Origin of the sequence: Pseudomonas sp. PICF141 (assembly GCF_002286815.1) — a bacterium.
GTDB lineage: Bacteria > Pseudomonadota > Gammaproteobacteria > Pseudomonadales > Pseudomonadaceae > Aquipseudomonas.
In genome coordinates, this window is the sequence record NZ_MUNM01000031.1 from 63181 (window position 1) to 86627 (window position 23447).

The following is a 23447-nucleotide window of genomic DNA, read 5'->3' on the forward strand; positions in this document are numbered from 1 at the left end:
CTACTCTCCACCAAGATCGGAAAAGGGTTTGAGCCCACTCAATAAACCGTGTAGACCGTGCAACGGCACGGGCAGCCAGGTGGGTCGATTTTCAGCCTCATAGGCCACTTCATAAGCCGCCTTCTCCAGACCGAACAACGCCAGCGCGGCGTCCTCGCCTTCAGGATCTTGCCATGCATGAGCAAGACTAGCTGCCGCCAGCCGATAAGCGTCGACAAATGCATGCCGCGCTTCTCTCAGATATCGATCGGCGACCCGTTGCCGCGCGGCCTGGGCCTCGGCGGTGTTATCGACGTTATGCACGTTGAGCGTCATCGCCGCCGCGTAATCGAAGGAGCGCAACACGCCGCTGACATCTTTATAGGGGCTGTGTTTGCCTCGGCGTTCATGCAGGCCCCGTGCCGGTTCACCTTCGAAATCGATCAGGTAGGCATCGCCCTTGATCACCAGCACCTGCCCCAGGTGCAAGTCGCCATGGACGCGAATGCGCAGGCCACCAGCCGCTTTTTTGCCCAATTCCTGAACATGGCTGAGGATGGTTTTTTTGTTGTCCAGCAAACGACTGACCAATGCCTGATCCGCGGAGCTCAGGTCAGTTTGATGCTGCTTGAGCAACTTCAGGGCATGTTCCAGCTGCGCCGCCACATCCTTGGCCGAGGCCAGGGCATCTTTCTGGGTGGTGATTTGTGGTGCGAAGTCCGGGTTGGCGCTCGGGGCTGCCAACACCTGATGCATTTCCCCCAGGCGCTGGCCGAGCATGCCGGCGAAATCCTTCAGCTCGCCGAGGGCGTTGTAATGCTGTTCCTGTTCCGAGACGGCATCGGCGAGCTCGTCGCGAAGCGCCCGTTCGAGGTTGTTCTGGGTCCACTCCCACGCGTCGCCCTGATTGCTCAAGTAACCTTGGGCGATCATCAGCAGCGTGTCCTCGCCTGCCGCGTTGCGACGGGTCACCGCGCCCAGCAGCGGCGAAATATTCTGGAAACCGGCATGGGTCAGGTACGCACTCATTTCCAGTTCCGGGTGCACCCCTGGCGCGACCTTGCGGATCAGCTTGAGCACCAGGCTGCCGCCGATCACCACTGAACTGTTGGATTGCTCGGCGGACAGATAGCGCACCTCCGACTCGGCGGTCAGGCCAAGCCTGGTCAGGGCGTCGGTGGGTTCGAAACGGATCTCGCCACCGTCAGATGACAATACCGTGCCGGCCTGCATGCTCTGCAACACCGCATGAACAAAGCTGTCGAGGCTGAAGGCGTCGGTGATCAAACCGACCTGACGCCCACGCCGGACCCGGGCCAGCGCCAATTGCTGCGGCAACGCCGCGCCGACCTGTTCCTCGGAGATAAAGCCGAACGGCAGTTGATAGCGGCTTGTCTGCCCACCGCTGGTGACGTCGATTTCCCCCAGCAACACTGGATGCTGCGGGTCGCCGAAACGCACGCCGTACGCCAGGTTGACGCTGTCGATGACGCCGTCCTTGCCGGCGAACCAGCGGCGATTCTGCAACCAGCTCGGCAGAATGCTCTGCTCCAGGGTTTGTCGGGACGGCGCTTCGAGCAGCTCTTCCATGCGTTTCTTCAGCACCAGGGTGGTGAAGTCCGGCAGGCTGTGCGCCGGCTCCACGTGCCAGCTCGGCATCTGGTTTTCCGCCGCCAGCCCAAACCAATAGAAACCGTAAGGCGCCAGCGTCAGCAGGAAATTCAACTGGCCGATGGGCGGGAACGCATTGCCGCCGAGCATCTCCACCGGAACCATGCCGACATAGGCCGAAAGGTCCAGCTCCGCCGCTTGCGCGCTTCGGGATACGTTGGCCACGCACAGAATGATCTCGTGCTTGCCATCCGGGCCGGTGAATTCGCGGGTATACGCCAGGATCCGGCGATTGCTCGGCGAGAGCATTTTCAGCGTCCCGCGCCCGAACGCCTTGGATTGCTTGCGCACCGCGAGCAGGCGCCGGTTCCAGTTCAACAACGAATGAGGGTCACCGGCCTGGGTTTCGACGTTGACCGACAAGTAGCCGTAGAGCGGGTCCATGATCGGCGGCAACACCAGGCTGGCCGGGTCGGCGCGGGAGAAACCGCCATTACGGTCGATCGACCATTGCATTGGCGTGCGCACACCGTCGCGATCGCCGAGGTAGATGTTGTCGCCCATGCCGATTTCATCGCCGTAATACAGGGTCGGCGTGCCCGGCATCGACAGCAGCAAACTGTTGAGCAATTCCACGCGGCGACGGTCACGTTCCATCAACGGCGCCAGACGCCGACGAATCCCCAGATTGATTCGCGCCCGGCGGTCGGCGGCGTAGTAATTCCACAGGTAATCGCGCTCCCGGTCGGTGACCATTTCCAGGGTCAGCTCATCGTGGTTGCGCAGGAAAATAGCCCACTGGCAGTTGGCGGGGATTTCCGGGGTCTGGCGCAGAATATCGGTGATCGGGAAACGATCTTCCTGGGCCAGCGCCATGTACATGCGCGGCATCAACGGGAAGTGAAAGGCCATGTGGCATTCATCGCCGTTCTGGCCATCGGCAGTGGTGTTGCCAAAGTACAGTTGAGTGTCTTCCGGCCACTGATTGGCCTCGGCCAGCAGCATGCGATCGGGGTAGTTGGCGTCGATTTCGGCGCGGATCTGCTTGAGAACGTCGTGGGTCTCGGGCAGGTTTTCGTTGTTGGTGCCGTCGCGCTCGATCAGGTACGGGATCGCGTCCAGCCGCAGACCGTCGATGCCCATGTCGAGCCAGTAGCGCATCACCGACAGCACCGCTTTCATGACTTGCGGGTTGTCGAAATTCAGGTCCGGCTGGTGAGAATAGAAACGGTGCCAGAAGTACTGACCGGCGACCGGGTCCCAGGTCCAGTTGGACTTTTCGGTGTCGAGAAAAATGATGCGGGTGCCGTCGTATTTCTGATCGTTATCGGACCAGACATAGAACTCGCGGGCCGCCGAACCGGGCTTGGCCTTGCGTGCGCGCTGGAACCAGGCGTGCTGGTCCGAGGTGTGATTGATGACCAGTTCGGTAATCACCCGCAGGCCACGTTTGTGGGCTTCGGCAATAAAGCGTTTGGCATCGGCCAGGGTGCCGTAGTCCGGGTGTACACCACGGTATTCGGCGATGTCATAACCATCGTCGCGTCGTGGCGAGGGGTAGAACGGCAACAGCCAAATGGTGTTGACGCCCAGATCGGCAATGTAATCGAGTTTGGCGATAAGGCCGGGAAAGTCGCCGATCCCGTCATTGTTGGAGTCGAAAAAAGACTTAACATGAACTTGGTAAATCACCGCATCCTTGTACCAGAGCGGGTCCTTGATAAAGGTGGCTGACCTGGGTTTCTTCGCCATTTGTAACTCCTGTTGATACTAGAGAACGCCTTGGCCTAGATCGTTCCCACGCTCTGCGTGGAAATGCATCCAGTGACGCTCTGCGTCACAGCGGCGGACGCAGAGCGTCCAGGGCGGCATTCCCACGCAGAGCGTGGGAACGATCATGACGGTCAAGAAGTAGTAATCCTCCAGATCCCGAACGGCAGATGCCACGGTTCGAGCCGCATGAACTGGTACTTGCCGTGCCAGGTCCAGCGGTGGCCGTTCATCAAGTCTTCGCCTTGAGTGACGGCATCATCGGGCAGGCCCATTTCCCACAGCGGCAATTCGAAGTTCGCCTCTTGGGCGTGGTGCGGATCGAGGTTGACCGCCACCAGAATGAAATTGCTGCCGTCGACGCTGCGTTTACCGAAGTACAGAATGTTGTCGTTCCAGGCGTTGTAGACCTTCAGGCCCAAGTGCGTGTGCAAGGCCGGGTTCTGTCGGCGGATGCGGTTGAGCTGGGCGATTTCGGCAATGATGTTGCCCGGCGCGTTGAAGTCTCGGGGGCGGATTTCGTACTTCTCGGAATTGAGGTATTCCTCCCGGCCCGGTACCGGCGCCGCTTCACATAACTCAAAACCCGAATACATGCCCCACAGGCCGGAGCCCATGGTTGCCAGCGCGGCGCGAATCAGAAAGCCGGCGCGCCCGGACTCATGCAGGAACGTCGGGTTGATGTCCGGCGTGTTGACGAAGAAATTCGGCCGGTAGCATTCACGCCACGGCGATTCATTGAGTTCGGTGAAATAGGTCGCCAGCTCGTGCTTGGTATTGCGCCAAGTGAAATAGGTGTAGCTCTGGGAGTAACCGACCTTGCCCAGGCGTGCCATCATCGCTGGCGTCGTAAAGGCTTCGGCCAGGAAAATCACTTCGGGGTACAGCGCCCGCACATCGGCAATCATCCATTGCCAGAACGGCAACGGCTTGGTGTGAGGGTTGTCGACGCGAAACAGTTTCACGCCCTCCTCGACCCAACCCACCACAATGTCGCGCAACTCGATCCACAGGCTGGGGATCGCGTCCACGGCATAGAAATCGACGTTGACGATGTCCTGGTATTTCTTCGGCGGGTTCTCGGCGTATTTGATCGTGCCGTCCGGCCGCCAGTTGAACCAGCCCGGGTGCTGTTTGAGCCACGGATGGTCCTGGGAACACTGAATCGCAAAATCGAGAGCGATTTCCAGCCCATGCCGGGATGCTGCCGCGACGAGCCGGCGGAAATCCTCGCGAGTGCCCAGTTCCGAGTGAATCGCCTCATGCCCGCCCTCTTCACTGCCAATGGCGTACGGGCTGCCCGGATCGTCCGGGCCGGCGATCAACGAGTTGTTCGGGCCTTTGCGGTAGCTGCGGCCGATCGGGTGGATGGGCGTGAAATACAGCACGTCGAAGCCCATGTCCTGGATCATCGGCAGCCGCGAATGCACGTCGTTGAAGGTGCCATGACGGGCCGGGTCATCGGTGATCGAGCGCGGAAACAATTCATACCAACTGGCGAACTGCGCCAGCTCTCGCTCCACGTCCACCGGGTATTCCGGGCTCAGGCTCAGGAAGGGACGATGATCGGCCTGGGCCATCAAATCCGCGCTGCGTTGGTGCAGAAACAAGGCGACCTGCTCGGTTTCGAGCAGACCGCACAATTTATGGTGCAACGTCGTCAATTGTTCGCTGAGATGGCCTTCAGAGCGTTCGGCGGCCTGTTGGACGTGATTGCGTCCTTCCTGCAGTTCCAGGCTGACCGAAACGCCAGCGTCGTGCTTTTTTTTCAGCTCATAACAGAAGCTGGCGAACTGATCGATCCAGGCTTCGAGGCAGAACACATAACGTCCCTGCTTCTTGACACGAAACTGGCCCTGCCAGCCGTTATTGCCCAGCTCGGCCATCACCTCGCTCTGCCAGGTTTCGTCGCCGTCGGCACGCCAGCGGATGCGCACGGCCAGTTTGTCGTGGCCGTCGGCAAACACTTTGCTGGTCACCACCACGTCCTGATCAATCACGGCTTTAACGGCGAATTGCCCGCCATCGAGGGTCGGCATGGTGTTTTCGATCACGATCCGCGGTAGCAGCAACGCCTGCGACAGCGGTATATGCGGGTTGTAGCTAAATTCTGTGGGTTTCTCAGCGGTCATCGAGCATCTCTCCTTAACGCCCCAAGGACGCTCTTGTGCCTGGTCGTCGTTCACACGAAGCGATCTGCCCCGGCATGAACTCACTTAAGTTCCGAACAGCAGGCGTCGGTAAAAGTTCAGAGGGATTTGCCAAGTTTTTCGGGGAATCAAGTTCCCTGTTTACGGGTCAATCAACTTAAGCACGACTCACGCCACCTGCCACCGGAGACGGTATCAATGAGCATTCCAACCCCGCCTGAAACACCCGATCCGAACCTCGATGAGCCAACGGTACCGCCGTCACAACCCACACCGCCGACCGAGCCCGCCCCCGTCCCTGAACAGGAACCGCCAGGCACCAACCCGCCACCGCGCGAAGAGCCACCGACTGTGCAGCCACCGGAAATCGTCACCCCGGAATGATTATTCGCGTGGGGGGCGTTCTTTTTCCAACTGGCGCACCACGATCGGCATCACACCGAGAATCACCAACGCCAACAGCGTACTGAGCACCGCCGTCGCCTCGCGGCCCATTCCCGCCGAAACACCAATGGCTGCGGTCATCCACAAACCGGCGGCGGTGGTCAGGCCTTTGACATGGCCTTCATCGCCATCGCTGTTTTTCAGGATAGTCCCGGCGCCGAGAAAGCCGATGCCGGCGATCACGCCCTGCACCACCCGGCTCATGGCATCGGCCTGGGATCCTGACATCTGCGGCACCAGCACAAACAATGCCGCGCCAAGCGCCACCAGCATGTGGGTGCGAACCCCGGCAGCCTTGCCCTTTTGCTCACGTTCGAAACCGAGAATGCCGCCCAGCAAGGCGGCCATCAGCAAGCGCACGGTAATGCGCGTCAATTGCGACGCATCGCCAATGTCGGTGAACTCCGCTTGCAACGTCTCCCAAACCTCGTGCCACCAAGCGTCCATGGCGCAGCCCTTGTGAAGATTCAATGACTCGATAGAGGATGGACCCCACCCACCATTAATCGGTTGCACCGAACGATGACCGGCGGATGCGCCCTAACACTTCAGACTCCACCGAAAAAAGGACGCCTCCATGACCGTGCGCATCGAAAACCAGACCTGCTTCTTCATCACCCCAAACGGCGAAGAAATCCGTCTTTGCCCTGACGTGACAATCATCACCGACGGGGAAAAATCCATGTCGGCGGTCGATCTCGACGGCCAGCGCATCTACATCACCGAAGCAGAAGCCGATGCATTAACCGTAGCAGGCGCAGTGGATGAACGCCGGCATTTGAAGGCCACGGACAGTGATTCGGTGATTTGACTAACCCGCATCAATACACCCCGCCAACAATGGGCACAGGTGTTGGCGGCCAGCCATTACCGGTGCATCAAGTTGTCGCAGGCAAGCGCGTACAACCCATCTGATCCGCTTTTTATTGCTTTAGCTGAGTCTGTTATGCAAACAGATCGCTGGTCATAGTGCACAGGCCTGATGGAGGCTGATGAGCGAAAGACCATGAGCGATAGAATCCCCGTCCGAACCATAGAACCTGCCGCATTCATAAAAAACAATGAGCCTTTGCCTTCAAAGATAAAGGCCAAATCCAGCGACAACCTGATCCACACCCGCAGCTTCAAGGGTGTGTTCCGCACCTTGCGCATCAGTGGCGCGGGTGTTCTGTTTCTGCTGTTCTTCGGTACGGTGTGGCTGAACTGGGGCGGTCGCCAGGCGGTGCTCTGGGATCTTTCCGAAAGCAAATTCCACATCTTCGGCGCGACCTTCTGGCCACAGGATTTCATCCTGCTTTCGGCGCTGCTGATCATTGCCGCGTTCGGCCTGTTTGCAATTACCGTATTCGCTGGCCGGGTCTGGTGCGGCTATACCTGCCCGCAGAGTTCCTGGACCTGGATCTTCATGTGGTGCGAGAAGCTCACCGAAGGCGAGCGCAACCAGCGGATCAAACTGCAAGCCGCACCCTGGGGCCTGAACAAACTGGTCCGCCGCTCGGCCAAACACACCTTGTGGCTGGCGATCAGCTTGCTCACCGGCCTGACCTTTGTCGGCTACTTCACGCCGATTCGTCCGCTGGCCGAAGAACTGCTGACCTTGCAAATCGGCGGTATCAGCCTGTTTTGGGTCCTGTTTTTTACCGGGGCCACTTACATCAATGCCGGGTGGTTGCGCGAAGCAGTGTGCATGCACATGTGCCCGTATGCGCGGTTCCAGAGCGTGATGTTCGACAAGGACACCCTGACCATTTCCTATGACGTGGCCCGCGGCGAAAACCGTGGCCCGCGCAAACGTGAGGTAAAACCCGCCGAGGTCGGACTGGGTGATTGCATCGATTGCCAATTGTGCGTGCAGGTCTGCCCGACCGGCATCGACATTCGCGACGGCTTGCAGATGGAATGCATCGGATGCGCCGCGTGCATCGACGCCTGTGATTCGATCATGGACAAAATGGGCTACGCCCGTGGGCTGATCAGCTACACCTCGGAGCATGAACTGCAAGGTGGCAAGACGCACCTGCTACGGCCGCGACTGATCGGCTACAGCGCCGTGCTGCTGGTGATGATCGGCGCCCTCGCCCTGGCGTTGGTGGAGCGGCCGATGGTGTCGCTGGACGTGAGCAAGGACCGTGGCCTGTTCCGCGAGAACAGTGAAGGCCAGATCGAAAACATCTACAGCTTGAAAGTCATCAACAAGACCCAGCAACGTCAGGATTATCAATTGACGCTGGTTGAAGGCGACGGCTTCCAGCTGCATGGCAAGACCGAACTGAGCCTGGCACCGGGCGAGATTGTGGATGTGCCGGTGTCAGTGGCGATGACCACGGAACGGCCGAGCAGCAGCTCGCAGACCATCAGCTTCAAGATTGTCGACAGTGATGAACCGGCTATCTACAGCGTGGCCAAGAGCCGGTTTGTTGCACCGATGAACCGTTGAGCCTTTAAGATGCAAAGCCAAAGATCGCAGCCTTCGGCAGCTCCTACAGGTGTACGCCGATCCATTGTAGGAGCTGCCGAAGGCTGCGATCTTGGCGACCTGACTGCCACCCATTTTTTTAATGAATGACACCCATCCAGGCACTCGATGAAACGCTACGAAAAATTCGCCGACGACATCGCTGAACTGATCCGCTCCGGCGTCCTCGGTCCTGGCCAGCGGGTGCCTTCGGTGCGCTACGCCAGCCAGACTTACGGGGTCAGCCCATCCACGGTGTTCCAAGCCTATTACCTGCTTGAGCGCCGCGGCCTGATCCGCGCCCGGCCACGCTCCGGCTACTTCGTCAATGCGCATGCACCGAGCCCGTTTTCGGAGCCGGTGATCAGCAGCCAGGTCAACGAGTCCACCGAAGTCGACGTCAGCGAACTGGTGTTCTCGGTACTGGACTCGATCAAGGACCCGAACACCGTGCCCTTCGGCTCGGCGTTCCCCAGCCCCACGCTGTTTCCGCTGCAACGCCTGTCCCGCTCGCTGGCCAGCGCCGCCCGGGAGATGGACCCGCGCATGGTGGTCACCGACATGTCGCCGGGCAACCCGCAACTGCGTCGGCAAATCGCCCTGCGCTACATGGTCGGCGGGCTGATGCTGCCCATGGAAGAATTGCTGATCACCAACGGCGCGCTGGAAGCGCTGAACCTGTGCTTGCAAGCGGTCACCGAACCCGGCGATCTGGTGGCCATCGAAGCCCCGGCGTTCTACGCCAGCCTGCAAGTGCTGGAACGGTTGAAGCTCAAAGCGGTGGAAATTCCCGTGCACCCGCGCGACGGCATCGACCTCGGCGTGCTCGCCCAGACGCTGGAACGACATCCGATCAAAGCCTGCTGGTGCATGACCAGTTTCCAGAATCCGATGGGCGCGACCATGCCCGAGGCAAAGAAGCAGGAGCTGGTGGAGTTGTTGCGCAGTCACCAGGTGCCGCTGATCGAGGACGACGTCTATGCCGAGCTTTATTACGGGCAACAGGCGCCAAAACCGGCCAAGGCCTTCGATACCGAGGGCCTGGTGATGCACTGCGGTTCGTTCGCCAAGAGCCTGGCCCCCGGGTACCGCATCGGCTGGGTCGCGGCCGGGCGTTATGCGCAGAAGATTGAGCGCCTGAAACTGATGACCTCACTCTGCGCCTCGATGCCGGCCCAGGCCGCCATCGCCGATTACCTGCAACACGGCGGCTACGACCGGCACCTGCGCAAACTGCGCTATGCCCTGGAAGAACAGCAGAGTGCCATGCTCGCCGCCATCGCCCGCTACTTCCCCGCCCAGACCCGCGTCAGCCAGCCGGCGGGAGGGTACTTTTTGTGGCTGGAACTGCCGCCGCAGATGGATTCGTTGAAGTTGTTTCAGATGGCGCTGGCGCAAGGGATCAGCATCGCGCCGGGGCCGATTTTCTCGCCAACCCAGCGGTTCAGGAATTGTATTCGGCTGAACTATGGCAGCCCTTGGACCGAGGATTCGGAGCAGGCGATGGAGACGTTGGGGCGGATCGTCAGATCCTTCTAAAATCAAAAGATCGCAGCCTTCGGCAGCTCCTACAGGGAATTAGCGTACACCTGTAGGAGCTGCCGAAGGCTGCGATCTTTTGATCTTGCTCCTGATTCTTACCGCCCACCACCAAGGTCAACGAAAGTCCCTGTCGCATAAGACGCCTTATCCGACAACAACCACACAATCGCCTCCGCCACTTCATCCGGCCGCCCGCCCCGGGCCATCGGGATTGCCGACTCCAGCTTGCTGACCCGGTCCGGATCGCCGCTCAACGCATGGAAATCGGTGTAGATGTAACCCGGCCGCACGGCGTTGACGCGAATCCCTTCACCCGCCACTTCCTTGGACAGACCGATGGTGAACGTGTCCAGTGCGCCTTTGGACGCTGCATAGTCGACATATTCGCTGGGGGCACCCAAGCGGGCCGCAACCGACGACACATTGACGATGCTGCCGCCCTGCCCGCCATGTTTGGGCGACATGCGCAAGATCGCGTGTTTGGCGCAAAGGATCGGCGCCAGGACGTTGGTCTTGAGGATTTTCAGAATACGGAATTCGGACATTTCGTCGATCCGCGACTTTTGCCCGACCGTGCCGGCGTTGTTCACCAGCGCCGTGACCCGCCCCAGTTCGGTGTCTACGCGGTGGAACAGGCCGATCACTTCGTCTTCGATGCTGACATCGGCGCGCACCGCAATGGCTTGGGCGCCGAGTGCGCGCACTTGCTCCAGCACTGCGTGCGCCGCCTGTTCGTCGGACTGATAGTTGATACAGATCCGATAGCCCTGTTCTGCGGCCAACAGGGCCGTGGCGGCACCGATTCCGCGGCTGCCGCCGGTGATGACGATGACTTTGTCCATGCTGGCATTCCCCCGTTTCAAGCGTATGCAGTCGGGGCCAAGAATAACCGCCATCGGCGGGTTTTGCATGGGTTGTGTGGCGGCTATTCCGACGCCTTCGCGGGCAAGCCTCGCTCCTACGGATTGATGGTGATCTGTAGGAGCGAGGCTTGCCCGCGAAGAACGATAATGCGGTCCCTCAGCCAGTAGCCAATTGCTCCCCACGGTGAATATCGGCCATGAAGCGATCGGCCGGCAGCGGATGCCCCAGCAGGTAACCCTGCAAGGAATCGCAGCCCAACTGGGTCAGGAAGTCTTGCTGGACACCGGTTTCCACCCCTTCGGCGACAATCCGCAAGCCCAGGGCCTGGCCGAGGGCGACGATGGCCGAGACGATGGCCGCGTCGTCGCTGTCGTGTTCCAGATCGCGGACGAAACCCCGGTCGATCTTCAGCTCATTGGCCGGCAGGCGCTTGAGGTACATCAAGCTCGAATAGCCGGTACCAAAGTCATCAATGGACAGGTCGACGCCCATTTCCGAGAGGTCCTGCAGCACCGTCATGCTCGCGTCGGCGTCGCTCATGGCGGTGGTTTCGGTGATTTCCAGGGTCAGGCTATTGGCCGGAAGATGATGAGTGGCCAGCGCCTTGGCCACGCTCTGGACCAAGCCGGCATGGCAGAACTGCAAGGCCGAGAGGTTCACCGCGATGCGCCAGTCGGTGTAACCGAGCATGTACCACTCGCGCATCTGACGGCAGGCTTCGTTGAGCACCCACTCGCCAATCGGAATGATCAGCCCGGTCTTCTCCGCAAGATCGATGAAGCTGTCCGGCTGCAGTATGCCTTGGGTCGGGTGCATCCAGCGCAGCAACGCCTCGGCGCCCACCGCGCGGCCATTGCCAGCGTCGAACTTGGGTTGGTAATAGAGACTGAACTGTTGCTGATCGAGGGCGTTGCGCAGGTCTTGCAGCAATTGCAGTTGTTTGCGCGCGTTGCTGTTCATCGAGGCATCGAAGAAACGATGACCGTTTTTCCCGGCGCCCTTGGCATGGTACATCGCAGCGTCGGCATTCATCAGCAACTCCTCGGCGGTCTGACCGTTGCCGGGATAGAGTGCGATGCCGACGCTGGCGGAAATCTGCAAGTCATGCTCCGCAACCCGGAACGAGCGCGCGATCAGCCCCACCTGGCGCTCCGCCAGGTTCAGCGCGTCATTCGGCTCGGCGAGTTGCACCAGCAATACAAATTCATCGCCGCCGATCCGCGCCAGGGTGTCCTGGCTACGCAAATCTTCACGCAAGCGCAGGCCGACCTCACGCAGCAACTGGTCGCCCATGTGGTGCCCAAAAGCATCGTTGACCGGTTTGAAGCCATCCAGATCAATGAACATCAACGCAAAACAGCCACCCTGCTCCTGCACCCTCGACATCGCCTGATCGATACGGTCGGCCAGCAATACCCGGTTCGGCAGCCCGGTCAGGGTATCGTGCAGCGCCAATTGGGTGAGCTCGCGATTGGCCTCGGTCAGCGAGTGGGCCAGGTCGGCGGTGCGAGCCTCCAGGCGTGCATCGAGGATCGAGGTCAGCAAGGCAATGCTCAATACGGCAAGGGTGGTGATCAGAATCAGGTTGTCCAGGCCCTCGCCGTTCAGGCCATCGGCTGCCGCGCCACAGAAGCTGCCATCGGCAAAACGTGCCGCGGCCATGCCGGTGTAGTGCATGCCGACGATGGCGATGCCCATGATCACCGCCGCACCGCCGCGGATCAGGCGAACATAAGGCGCCTGCCGACGCAGGCGGAAAGCGATCCACAATGCCGCGCCCGACGCGCCGACGGCAATCAGCAATGAGGCGCTGAACAGTGCAGGGTCGTAATCGATGCCCGGCTGCATACGCATGGCGGCCATGCCGGTGTAATGCATCGCACTGATGCCTGCGCCCATCACCAGCGCACCGAACGCCAGTTGCCAGGCCGGCAGTTGTGGCTGGCTCACCAGCCACAAGGCAAAACCGCAGGACAGGACCGCGATCAATAACGACAGCGCCGTCAGGGTAACGTCGTAGCCCAGGTCGATCGGCAATGTGAACGCGAGCATGCCGATGAAATGCATCGACCACACGCCAATCCCCATCGCAAAAGCGCCGCCCGCCGTCCACAGATGCACTGCCCGGCCTGTGGCCGTGGCGATGCGACCGGTGAGGTCGAGCGCGGTATAAGAGGCAAGTATCGCCACACAAAGCGATATGAAAACCAGCGTAAGGGAATAACTACCAATGAGCATGGGACTTCTCGCGACCGCCCCCGCCGTGCTGTGTTCGTTGTCGGGGAGCAAAGTCGGCGATTGTACTGATTCCGTGGACGAACGCACTCACAAAGTCATCAAAAGGCCATCAAGGTGATGAAGCATTTGTGTGACTGCTGCACAAGCCTCCTGTAGCAGCTGCCGAGCCTGCGAGGCTGCGTTCGGCGGCGCAGCCGTCGCAAACCCTATATGCAAGGTTTTCCTGACACACCGCGATGCTGATTTCACGACGGCTGCGCCGCCGAACGCAGCCTCGCAGGCTCGGCAGCTGCTACGGGCTACCGTTCGCTATTGATCGTTCCCACGCTCTGCGTGGGAATGCAGCCAGGGACGCTCCGCGTCCCATGCAGAAGCGGACGCGGAGCGTCCGGTGAGGCGTTCCCACGCAGAGCGTGGGAACGATCATGCGCTATGGCTTGTCGCTCACCTGAAGCTGCCCGTCCCATCCGCCGCCCAGTGCGGCGATCAATTGCACGCTGGCGATCAAGCGGCTCTGCAGCAAGCTCAGCACGTTGCGCTCGTTGCTCAACGCCGTGGCCTGAACCACCACCACATCCAGATAGGCAATCAGCCCGGCCCGGTACTGATTGCGGGTCAAACGCAAGGACTCGCGCGCCGCCTCCAGGGCTTCCTGACGCACCTTGGCTTCGTCTTCCAGCACCTTGAGCTGCACCAGATAGTTTTCCACTTCACGGAAGCCGTCGAGCACGGTCTGGCGGTATTTAGCGACGGTTTCGTCATAGGCCGCTTCGCTGCGATCGACTTCCGCCGAGCGCTGCCCACCATCGAACAAGGTCATGGCCAGTTGCGGGCCGACCGACCAGAAGCGGTTGGGCACGCTGATCCAGTTGTTAGAGGTGCTGCTGCTATAACCGCCGTTCAGGCTCAGGGTCAGATCCGGGTAATAGGCGGCTTTGGCCACGCCGATATTGGCGTTGGCGGCCATCACCGAGCGCTCGGCGGCGGCAATGTCCGGGCGCCGCTCCAGCAACTGCGAAGGCAGGCTCAGCGGCACCTGCGGCAAAGCCGGGATGTCTTGGGTTTCAGCCAGGCTGAATTCGGCCGGCGGCAGACCAATCAATACAGCAATGGCGTTCTCGAACTGCGCGCGCTGCCAGATCAGGTCGACCATCTCTGCCTGAGTGCTTTTGAGCTGCGTGGTGGCCTGCGCCACGGCGTCCTTGCCGGAGACACCGGCGCGGTACTGGTTTTCGGTCATGGTCAGCGAGCGCTGATAGGCCTCGACCGTCGCTTCCAGCAGGCGTTTCTGCTGATCGATCACCCGCAGTTGCAGGTAGTTCTGCACCAGTTCCGATTGCTGGCTCAGGCGCATCGCCGCCAGGTCGGCAAAGCTCGCTTCGGCGTTGGCGGTGTCAGCTTCCAGGCCTCGGCGCAATTTGCCCCAGACATCCGCTTCCCAACTGACACCGGCCTGCGCGGTGTAGGTGTCGCGAATACCGCTGGAGGAACTGCTCAGGCTCGAACTGCTGCTACCGGTGCCCTGGCTGGAACGGGTTTTCCCGACGGTCAGGTCCACCGTCGGGAAAAACGCCCCCCGGGCGCTGCGCACCAAGGCCTGGGCCTGGCGGTACTGGGCTTCGGACTGGGCGACAGTCTGGTTGGCGCTGTTGAGTTTTTCGATCAGGCCATTGAGCTGCTGATCGCCATACAGCTCCCACCAGGCACCACGGGCCAGAGAATCGCTGGGATTGGCCTGACGCCAGCCAGCCGCTTCCTTGTACTGGGCTGGCGCGGCGGCTTGCGGGCGCTGGTAATCCGGGCCGATGGCGCAGGCACTGAGCATCGCCACGCACAGCGACAGACCCAGCAAACGCGAGCGCTGCGCCGTGATCAGCGGTGCAGCCAGGTTGATAAGCGAACGGTCAGTCATAGCGGAGTTTCCAAAGCGGCATCGGTACGCACCCCACGCCAGCGGTTGAACCGATGGCGCAGATTGTCGAGATAGAGGTAAACCACCGGGGTGGTGTAAAGCGTCAGCACCTGGCTGAAGACCAGCCCGCCGATGATGGTCAGGCCCAGTGGCTGACGCATTTCCGCCCCTTCGGCATGGCTCAGCAACAGCGGCAAGGCGCCGAGGATTGCCGCCAGCGTGGTCATCAGAATCGGTCGCAGCCGTTGCAGGCAAGCGCTGCGGATCGACTCCAGCGGCTCCAGACCCTGGTGCCGTTCCAGTTGCAGCGCCAGGTCGATCATCAGAATCGCGTTTTTCTTCACCACGCCGATCAGCAGGAACAGCCCGAGCAAGGAAATCAGACTGAACTCACCACCGAGCACATAGATCGACAGCAACGCCCCAACCCCGGCCGACGGCAACGTCGAGAGAATGGTCAGCGGGTGAATGTAGCTTTCATAAAGCACGCCCAGCACCAGATACACCGCCACCAGCGCGCCGAGAATCATCCACGGCTGGCTTTTCTGGGTCGCGGCAAACGCATTGGCGGTACCGGCCATTTTCGCGATGACGTCTTCCGGCAAACCGACCCTGGCAATTGCCCGTTCAATGGCCGCCGAGCCCTGCTCCACCGTCACGCCTTCGGCCATGTCGAAGGCGATGCTTTCCGAAGCGAACTGGCCTTCGTGGCTGACCCGGTCGTCTTCCAGGCTGTTTTCATAATGCGCGATGGTCGACAACGGAATCCGCGCACCGTCAGCAGTGATCACTTTGACCTGATTGAGGGTGATCGGATCCTGAGCGTATTTCGGGTTGACCTCCATCACCACCTGGTATTGGTTGAGGCTGTCATAGATCGTTGAAATCTGCCGCTGGCTGTAGGCGTTGTTCAACACCGAAGTGACCATGTCCATGTCCACGCCCAGACGCTTGGCCTGATCGCGATCGACGATCAGGGTCACTTGCTGGGCGCCACGGCCTTCGCGCGCATCAATTGCCGTCAATTCCGGCAGCGCCTTGAGGGCGGTGACGACTTTCGGATACCACTGGCGCAACGCGCCGAGATCGCCGCTTTGCAGGATGTAGGAATATTGCGAAGAGGTCTGCTCGCGGCCACCGCCAAATTGCAGGTCCTGATCCGCCATCAGCATCAATTGCGCACCGGGCACCTTGGGCATTTCCTTGCGCAGGCGCTCGATGACTTTTTGCGCGGACAGGCTGCGTTCCTTGATCGGCTTGAGGCGCACCAGCATGAAGGCGTTGTTGATGCCGTTGCTGCCACCGATGAACCCGGCGACGCTTTCCACCGCCTCGTCCTTGAGCACGGCGCGGCGGAAGATTTCCATCTTCGGTTGCATCACGCTGAATGACAGCCCATCGTCGCCACGCACGAAACCGATCAATTGGCCAGTGTCTTGCTGAGGCAAAAATGTTTTAGGGACAACGACATACAGCGCGATGTTCACGCCAATCGTCACGATCAGACTGAGCAAGGTCAGCCGACGGTGACGCAGTACCCAGTCAAGGCTGGTGGCGTATTTGCCGACCATCCACTCGTTGGTCCGCTGGCTCCAGCGCTGCAGGCGGTTTTCCTGCCCTGGCGTGTGCGGCTTGAGCCAGCGCGCGCAGAGCATTGGCGTCAGTGTCAGCGACACCAGCAATGACACTACGATGGCCGCCGCCAGGGTGATGGAAAACTCGCGGAACAGGCTTTCGACGATCCCGCCCATGAACAGGATCGACAGGAACACCGCCACCAGCGAGACGTTCATCGACAGCAGCGTGAAGCCGACTTCCCGGGCCCCGAGGTAGGCCGCCTTCATCGGCGGCACGCCCTTGTCGATGTGCCGGGAGATGTTCTCCAGCACCACAATGGCGTCGTCCACCACCAGCCCGGTGGCCAGAATCAGCGCCATCAGCGACAGGTTGTTCAGGGAGAACCCGTAGACGTACATCACCGCAAACGTGCCCACCAGCGACACCGGCACCGCCAGGGTCGGAATCAGCGAGGCGCGCAAGTTACCGAGGAACAGGAACACCACCAGAATCACCAGCGCCACGGCAATCAGCAACGTCATTTCCGCTTCATGCAGGGTAGCCTTGATCACCGGCGAACGGTCCATTGCCAGATTCAACTTGACGCTGGCCGGCAGCACCGCCTGTAACGCCGGCAACTGCGCCTTGATCTCGTTGACCGTCTCGATGATGTTGGCGCCGGCCTGGCGGTTGATCACCAGCAACACCGCCGCGTCGTCATTGAAAAAGCCGCTGTTGTAGCGGTCTTCGACGCCGTCGCTGACCTTGGCCACATCCTTCAGGCGCAAGGCGGCGCCATCGGCGTAGTGAATGATCAGCGACTCGTAATCCTGGGCCTTTTCCAGCTGATCGTTGGCCTGCACCTGCCACAGCCGCTGGTTGTCTTCGACCGAGCCCTTGGGCCGGCGCACGTTGGCGTTGGCGATGGTGTTGCGCACGTCGTCCAGCGCCACGCCGTACTGGTTCAGTGCCTGGGGTTCGAGTTCGATGCGCACCGCCGGCAACGAACTGCCGCCGATCTGCACTTCCCCCACGCCCTGCACCTGGGACAGGCTCTGGGACAGGATCGTCGAGGCGAGGTCGTAGAGCTGGCCTTTTTCCAGCACATCCGAGGTCAGCGACAACACCATGATCGGCGCCTGGGACGGGTTGACCTTCTTGTAGGTCGGCATGCTGCGCATCCCGCTGGGCAGCAAGTTGCGCGAAGCGTTGATCGCCGCCTGCACTTCCCGCGCCGCGCCGTTGATGTCGCGGTCCAGGTCGAACTGCAGAATCACCCGCGTCGAACCCTGGCTGGAACGACTGCTCATGGTGTTGACACCGGCAATCGCGCCGAAGGAACGCTCCAGTGGCGTGGCCACAGTCGAGGCCATGACCTCCGGGCTCGCACCGGGCAAGCTGGCCTGGACCACGATCACCGGGAAGTCCATCTGCGGCAGCGGCGATACCGGTAACAGGCCGAAGCTCACGCCGCCCAGCAGCATGATCGCCAGGGAAAGCAGCATGGTTGCCACAGGACGTTTGATGAAAGGACCTGATAGATTCATAGGTGGCAACCACTAGCTGCAAGCTGCAAGCTGCAAGTTAAAGCTGTGCGGCGTCCCCGCTGTTCTCTTGCAGCTTGAAGCTTGAAGCTTGTAACTGCGTTCACGACGCACCTCACACGGCCTCTCCCGCGCCGGATTTCGTCCAACGCCGCCCCAACCGATCGAAAGCCAGGTAAATAACCGGTGTTGTGAAAAGCGTCAAAATCTGACTCACCAGCAAGCCACCTACCATCACCAGACCCAACGGCTGACGCAATTCCGCGCCGGAACCGGTGGCCAGCATCAGCGGCACCGCGCCGAACAATGCCGCCAGGGTGGTCATCAGAATCGGCCGGAAGCGCAGCAGCGCGGCCTGATAGATCGCCGTTTCCGGGTCGATGCCCTGATTGCGTTCCGCCTCAAGCGCGAAGTCGATCATCATGATCGCGTTCTTTTTCACGATGCCGATCAGCAAAATGATGCCGATGATCGCGATCATCCCCAGGTCATTGCCGCTCAACAGCAACGCCAGCAAGGCGCCGACCGCCGCCGAGGGCAAGGTCGAGAGAATGGTGATCGGGTGAATGTAGCTCTCGTAAAGCACGCCGAGCACGATGTACATGGTCACCACCGCCGCCAGAATCAGCAGCAAGGTACTCGACAGCGACGCCTGGAACGCTTCGGCCGCGCCCTGGAACTGGGTCTGCACGCCAATCGGCATGCCGATGTCTTTCTGCACCTGATCGATGATCTCGACCGCATGCCCCAACGCCACGCCGGGTGCCAGGTTGAAGGACATCATCACCGCCGGGAACTGGCCGATGTGAGTGATCGCCAGTTGCGCCTGACGTTCCTCGACATGCGCCAGACTGGACAGGCGCACCTGCCCGCCATCGGTGGTCTTGACGTGAATCTGGTTCAGCGCATCCGGGCCGATTTTCTCGCCGGACTGCGATTGCAGCACCACGCGGTATTGGCTGGCCTGGGTGTAAATGGTGGAAATCTGCCGCTGGCCGAAGGCGTCGTACAGTGCGTCGGTGATGTTCGACACCGATACGCCGACCCTCGACGCCGCATCACGGTCGATCACCAGATACACCTGCAAGCCCTTGTCCTGCAAATCGCTGGCGACGTCGGTCAGCTCCGGCCGTTGCGCCAGCGCTTCCACCAGACGCCCGCTCCACAGGCTGAGCAACTCGGAATCCGGCGAGGACATGCTGAACTGGTACTGCGTGCGGCTGACCCGGTCTTCGATGGTCAGGTCCTGTACCGGCTGCATGAACAGGCGAATGCCAATCAGTTTGTTCAGCTCCGGTTGCAGACGCGCGATCACTTCGGTGGCACTCAGGTCGCGCTCGCTGTGGGATTTGAGGTTGATCAGCAGCCGGCCACTGTTCAGCGTCGAGTTGTCGCCATCGACCCCGATGTAGGACGACAGGCTCTCGACGGCCGGATCGGCCAGGATCACCTTGGCCAGTTCCTGCTGGCGCTCGCTCATCGCCGCGAAGGAAATCGACTGCGGCGCCTCGGAAATACCCTGGATCACCCCGGTGTCCTGCACCGGGAAGAAGCCCTTGGGCACCACCACGTACAGGAACACGGTCAACGCCAGCGTGCCAATGGCCACCATCAGGGTCAGCGGCTGGTGCTTGAGAACCCACTTTAACTTGCGCCCGTAAGCCTCGATCATCCAATCAATTGCGGCGCCGCTGGAGCGGTAAAACCGACCCTGCTCCGCCGCCTTGGGCTCACGCTTGAGCAGTCGCGCGCACATCATTGGCGTCAGGGTCAGGGACACCACAAGTGAAATCAGGATCGCCACTGCCAACGTGATCGCGAACTCACGGAACAAGCGCCCCACCACGTCGGCCATGAACAGCAGTGGAATCAGCACCGCGATCAGCGACAGTGTCAGGGAAATGAGGGTAAAGCCAATCTGCTTGGCGCCCTTGAGGGCCGCTTGCAGCGGGCTGTCGCCCTCTTCGATGTATCGGGAAATGTTCTCCAGCATGACGATCGCATCGTCCACCACAAAACCGGTGGCGATGGTCAGCGCCATCAGGGTCAGGTTATTGACCGAGAACCCCGCCAGGTACATCACACCGAAGGTGCCGATCAACGACAGTGGCACGGCCACCGACGGAATGATCGTAGCGCTGGCCCGTCGCAGGAACAGGAACGTGACCATCACCACCAGTGCGATGGCGATCAGCAATTCGTGTTGCACGTCGGTGACCGAGGCGCGGATGGTCTGGGTGCGGTCGGTGAGCACTGTGACGTCAAGGCCAGCCGGCAGGTTGTCGGTGATGCTCGGCAACAAGGCCTTGATCCGGTCGACCACTTCGATGACGTTGGCGCCGGGCTGACGCTGGATGTTCAGCAGCACGGCCTGGTTTTCATTGGCCCATGCCGCCAGCCGCTCGTTCTCCGCACCGTCGACGATTTCTGCCACGTCCTTGAGCCGCAACGGCGCGCCGTTGCTGTAGGCGAGGATCAGGTTGGCGTAGTCCTTGGGTGATGTCAGTTGGTCATTGGCGTCGAGCATCGACACGCGGGTCGGGCCGTCGAAGTTGCCTTTGGGCTGGTTGACGTTGGAGGCGCCGATCAACGTGCGCACGTCCGACAGGTTCAGGCCGTTGGCCGCCAGGGCCTCGGGGTTGACCTTGATTCGCACCGCCTGACGCTGGCCACCGGCAATGCTGACCATGCCGACACCGCTGATCTGGGCAATTTTCTGCGCCATGCGCGTGTCGACCAGATCATTGAGCTTGGGCAACAGCATGGTTTTGGACGTAATGGCCAGGGTCAGCACCGGGGTGTCCGCCGGGTTGACCTTGTTGTACACCGGCGGTGCCGGCAGATCCTTGGGCAGCAAATTGGTCGCGGCGTTGATCGCGGCCTGCACCTGCTGCTCGGCGACGTCCATGTTGATGTCGAGGCTGAACCGCAGGGTCAGCACCGAGGCGCCGCCAGAACTGGTGGATGCCATTTGGGTCAGCCCGGGCATTTGCCCGAACTGACGCTCCAGCGGCGCAGTCACGGCGCTGGTCATGACATCCGGGCTGGCGCCGGGATAGAGCGTCATGACGCGAATGGTCGGGTAATCGACCTGGGGCAATGCCGACACCGGCAGCAGCCGATAAGCGATCACACCGGCCAGAATAATCGCCAGCATGCTCAGGGTCGTGGCGACCGGGCGAAGGATGAACAGCCGCGAGATGTTCATGCGCCGCCCTTTTTCGCCTTGTCGGTGGTAGCGGGTTCAGTCGCCTCGGCCGCCGACTTGCCTTGCAGGTGCTCGGTCGGAGTCGTCGGCACATCCTTGCTGTCGTTGACGACTTCCACTTCGCTGCCTTCTTTCAGGCGGTCAGTGCCTTCCAGCACCACCCGATCGCCAACGGCCAGGCCTTCGGTGATCACCGTGTTGTCACCGTCACTGGCGCCGACTTTCAACTGGCGGATGGTGACTTTCTTCTCACCGTCCATGGCATAGACGAACGTGCCGTTGGTGCCGAACTGGATCGCCGCCGAGGGCGCAAGCACCACGCCTTTGAGGGTATCGGCCAGCAAGTGGACGTTGACGAACTGGTTGGGGAACAGTGCTTGATCGCGGTTCTCGTAGCGGGCCTTGAATTTCAGGGTGCCGGTGGTGACGTCGATCTGGTTGTCCAGGCTCTGCAACACGCCAGTGGCCTGCAATTTGGTATCACCCCGGTCCCAGGCTTCGGCGGGCAGCTTGGCACCGGTGCGATAGCGCGCCAGCACGGTGTCCAGGCTGTTTTCCGGCAAGGTGAATGCGACGCTGATCGGCTGGGTCTGGGTGATGATCACCAGCGCCGTGGTGTCGTTGGCCGCCACGAGGTTGCCGACGTCCAGCTGACGCAGGCCCACGCGCCCGGTGATCGGGGCGCGAATTTTAGTGAATTCCAGATTGAGTTTGGCGTCGTTGACCGCCGCCTGATTGGTCTTGACCGTGCCCTGGTACTGGGCGACCAGTGCTTCGGCGGTGTCCAAGGTTTGCTTGGCGATACTGTCTTCGCGGTACAGGCCGCGATAGCGCTCGACATCAACCTGCGCGTTTTTCAGTTGCGCCTGATTCTGCAGCAAGGTGCCTTCAGCCTGGAGCAAGGCGTTCTGGTAAGGACGCGGATCGATCTCGGCCAGCAGGTCGCCTGCCTTGACCATCTGCCCTTCTTCGAACCAGATCTTGACCAGTTCGCCGCCGACCCGGCTACGCACATTGATGGTGTTCAGCGCGGTCACCGTGCCCAGCGCCTTGTAATACAGCGGAAAATCGCCTTGGACCGCCGGCGCCACGCGCACCGGTACCGGACCGGACGCCCCGCCGAACCCTGGACGCATCCCTCCCGACCTGCCGGTTTGCCCGGCAACGGCTTTCTGCCCTGCACCTTCTTTCGGCGCCGCGCCGCCGGGCCAGAATTTCCAGCACAGAGCGGCGATGACCAACAGGACAAACAGGCCGAACAGCCAGCGACGAGGATTGCGGGAAGCGGAGGATTGCATGGAATGATCAACCATTGGGCGCGTGAAGCTTCTTTTCTACATGAGGCTGAACGATAAGCACTGGCGGGTATTAAGCAAAGCGCCTTTACCGGCAATTTACCTTTGGCTTACGTAACAGGAGATTTATCTAAAACACTGAAGCACAAATGAAAACGGCCTGGACAGGGCCAGGCCGTTAACAATTGTAAAAGCAGACTTATTTCAGCACTGCGAGCGCTGCGTCGTAGTTAGGTTCCTCAGCGATTTCCTTGACCAGTTCGCTGTGCAGGACCTTGTCGTTTTCGTCCAGTACCACGACGGCACGGGCGGTCAGGCCTTTGAGTGGGCCATCGGCAATCGCCACGCCGTAGTTCTCGATGAACTCGGCACCGCGCAGGGTCGACAGGTTCTGGACGTTTTCCAGACCTTCGGCACCGCAAAAACGAGCCTGGGCGAACGGCAGGTCAGCGGAGATGCACAGCACGACGGTGTTGGCGATGTCATTGGCCTGGGCGTTGAACTTGCGAACCGAAGTGGCGCAGGTCGGGGTGTCGATACTTGGGAAGATGTTCAGCACTTTGCGCTTGCCGGCGAAATCCTTCAGGGAAACATCCGACAGATTGCCGGCAACCAGGGTAAAGGCTGGCGCCTGGGAACCGGCTTGTGGCAATTGGCCGTTGACTTGAACCGGGTTGCCTTTAAGAGTGACTTGAGCCATGAACGGAGTCCTTCTGAACGTGAGTGTAGAGAATTTTGACGAGGCGGAAGTTAACCACGAAATGGTCTGGCGACCTATGCGGGACTGTCAGATATTTTGTGTGCGGGCCGGTAACGGCCTGCCGTTAGGCAGGCCATGCTTTTACCAGGTCGGCCTGATAAATCGATCTCCGTACAGA

At 60.7% G+C, this 23447-nt stretch carries 14 protein-coding genes; 4 read left to right on the forward strand and 10 right to left on the reverse strand.

The features are described 5' to 3' along the window. Both treS and BZL43_RS05975 read right to left on the reverse strand, forming a co-directional pair. Complete coding sequence (gene treS, locus BZL43_RS05970; protein WP_095631458.1) at positions 1 to 3342, reverse strand: maltose alpha-D-glucosyltransferase; 3342 nt, start codon at positions 3340 to 3342, stop codon at positions 1 to 3. 152 nt (positions 3343 to 3494) lie between these two features. Beyond that, positions 3495 to 5492 (reverse strand): alpha-1,4-glucan--maltose-1-phosphate maltosyltransferase, encoded by a 1998-nt coding sequence (locus tag BZL43_RS05975; RefSeq protein ID WP_095631459.1) that lies wholly within the window; start codon positions 5490 to 5492, stop codon positions 3495 to 3497. A 216-nt stretch (positions 5493 to 5708) separates the two neighbouring features. On the opposite strand from BZL43_RS05975, the gene BZL43_RS05980 reads away from it, so the two are divergent. Beyond that, entirely contained in the window at positions 5709 to 5894 is a 186-nt protein-coding gene (locus BZL43_RS05980; protein ID WP_095631460.1) for a hypothetical protein, read from the forward strand. Here BZL43_RS05980 and BZL43_RS05985 read toward each other — a convergent pair whose 3' ends face one another. Then, positions 5895 to 6401 carry an MgtC/SapB family protein gene (locus BZL43_RS05985; RefSeq protein ID WP_095631461.1) on the reverse strand — a complete coding sequence of 169 codons (507 nt, stop codon included), beginning with the start codon at positions 6399 to 6401 and terminating at the stop codon, positions 5895 to 5897. Positions 6402 to 6531: 130 nt separating this feature from the next. Between BZL43_RS05985 and BZL43_RS05990 the strand changes: the two genes are divergently transcribed. The 3 genes from BZL43_RS05990 to mapR all read left to right on the forward strand — a co-directional run bounded on the left by BZL43_RS05990 (position 6532) and on the right by mapR (position 9948). Next, on the forward strand, positions 6532 to 6765 hold the full coding sequence (locus BZL43_RS05990) for a DUF3203 family protein (RefSeq protein WP_095631462.1): 234 nt from the start codon (positions 6532 to 6534) through the stop codon (positions 6763 to 6765). A gap of 195 nt (positions 6766 to 6960) precedes the next feature. Then, complete coding sequence (gene ccoG / locus BZL43_RS05995) at positions 6961 to 8391, forward strand: cytochrome c oxidase accessory protein CcoG (RefSeq protein WP_095631463.1); 1431 nt, start codon at positions 6961 to 6963, stop codon at positions 8389 to 8391. Between the two features lie 147 nt (positions 8392 to 8538). Continuing rightward, on the forward strand, positions 8539 to 9948 hold the full coding sequence (gene mapR, locus BZL43_RS06000; protein ID WP_095631464.1) for a GntR family transcriptional regulator MpaR: 1410 nt from the start codon (positions 8539 to 8541) through the stop codon (positions 9946 to 9948). Positions 9949 to 10046: 98 nt separating this feature from the next. Here the strand turns inward: mapR and BZL43_RS06005 are convergent, their stop codons facing one another. The 7 genes from BZL43_RS06005 to tpx form a co-directional block, all read right to left on the reverse strand. Beyond that, positions 10047 to 10793, reverse strand: a complete 747-nt coding sequence (locus BZL43_RS06005) for an SDR family oxidoreductase (protein WP_095631465.1) — start codon at positions 10791 to 10793, stop codon at positions 10047 to 10049. A gap of 178 nt (positions 10794 to 10971) precedes the next feature. Continuing rightward, positions 10972 to 13053: a bifunctional diguanylate cyclase/phosphodiesterase gene (locus BZL43_RS06010; RefSeq protein WP_095631466.1), complete on the reverse strand. Its 2082-nt coding sequence runs from the start codon at positions 13051 to 13053 to the stop codon at positions 10972 to 10974. A 430-nt stretch (positions 13054 to 13483) separates the two neighbouring features. After that, a complete protein-coding gene (locus BZL43_RS06015) occupies positions 13484 to 14965 on the reverse strand; it encodes an efflux transporter outer membrane subunit (RefSeq protein WP_095631467.1) in 1482 nt (493 codons plus the stop codon). After that, entirely contained in the window at positions 14962 to 18069 is a 3108-nt protein-coding gene (locus BZL43_RS06020; RefSeq protein ID WP_095631468.1) for an efflux RND transporter permease subunit, read from the reverse strand. The genes BZL43_RS06015 and BZL43_RS06020 overlap by 4 nt, the downstream gene beginning before the upstream one ends. 112 nt (positions 18070 to 18181) lie before the next feature. Continuing rightward, positions 18182 to 21274, reverse strand: a complete 3093-nt coding sequence (locus BZL43_RS06025; RefSeq protein WP_095631469.1) for an MdtB/MuxB family multidrug efflux RND transporter permease subunit — start codon at positions 21272 to 21274, stop codon at positions 18182 to 18184. Beyond that, entirely contained in the window at positions 21271 to 22587 is a 1317-nt protein-coding gene (locus BZL43_RS06030) for an MdtA/MuxA family multidrug efflux RND transporter periplasmic adaptor subunit (RefSeq protein WP_095631470.1), read from the reverse strand. The genes BZL43_RS06025 and BZL43_RS06030 overlap by 4 nt, the downstream gene beginning before the upstream one ends. A 181-nt stretch (positions 22588 to 22768) precedes the next feature. Continuing rightward, complete coding sequence (gene tpx, locus BZL43_RS06035; protein ID WP_095631471.1) at positions 22769 to 23269, reverse strand: thiol peroxidase; 501 nt, start codon at positions 23267 to 23269, stop codon at positions 22769 to 22771. Positions 23270 to 23447: the final 178 nt, after the last annotated feature.

Excerpts from the sequence above, each read along its gene's own strand:
- BZL43_RS06025 (WP_095631469.1), bottom strand. The coding sequence starts at position 21,274 with ATGAACATCTCGCGGCTGTTCATCCTTCGCCCGGTCGCCACGACCCTG.
- BZL43_RS06010 (WP_095631466.1), bottom strand. The coding sequence starts at position 13,053 with ATGCTCATTGGTAGTTATTCCCTTACGCTGGTTTTCATATCGCTTTGT.
- BZL43_RS05985 (WP_095631461.1), bottom strand. The coding sequence starts at position 6,401 with ATGGACGCTTGGTGGCACGAGGTTTGGGAGACGTTGCAAGCGGAGTTC.
- BZL43_RS06015 (WP_095631467.1), bottom strand. The coding sequence starts at position 14,965 with ATGACTGACCGTTCGCTTATCAACCTGGCTGCACCGCTGATCACGGCG.
- BZL43_RS06005 (WP_095631465.1), bottom strand. The coding sequence starts at position 10,793 with ATGGACAAAGTCATCGTCATCACCGGCGGCAGCCGCGGAATCGGTGCC.
- BZL43_RS06030 (WP_095631470.1), bottom strand. The coding sequence starts at position 22,587 with ATGGTTGATCATTCCATGCAATCCTCCGCTTCCCGCAATCCTCGTCGC.
- BZL43_RS05990 (WP_095631462.1), top strand. The coding sequence starts at position 6,532 with ATGACCGTGCGCATCGAAAACCAGACCTGCTTCTTCATCACCCCAAAC.
- BZL43_RS06020 (WP_095631468.1), bottom strand. The coding sequence starts at position 18,069 with ATGAATCTATCAGGTCCTTTCATCAAACGTCCTGTGGCAACCATGCTG.
- treS (WP_095631458.1), bottom strand. The coding sequence starts at position 3,342 with ATGGCGAAGAAACCCAGGTCAGCCACCTTTATCAAGGACCCGCTCTGG.
- BZL43_RS05975 (WP_095631459.1), bottom strand. The coding sequence starts at position 5,492 with ATGACCGCTGAGAAACCCACAGAATTTAGCTACAACCCGCATATACCG.
- BZL43_RS05980 (WP_095631460.1), top strand. The coding sequence starts at position 5,709 with ATGAGCATTCCAACCCCGCCTGAAACACCCGATCCGAACCTCGATGAG.
- ccoG (WP_095631463.1), top strand. The coding sequence starts at position 6,961 with ATGAGCGATAGAATCCCCGTCCGAACCATAGAACCTGCCGCATTCATA.
- tpx (WP_095631471.1), bottom strand. The coding sequence starts at position 23,269 with ATGGCTCAAGTCACTCTTAAAGGCAACCCGGTTCAAGTCAACGGCCAA.
- mapR (WP_095631464.1), top strand. The coding sequence starts at position 8,539 with ATGAAACGCTACGAAAAATTCGCCGACGACATCGCTGAACTGATCCGC.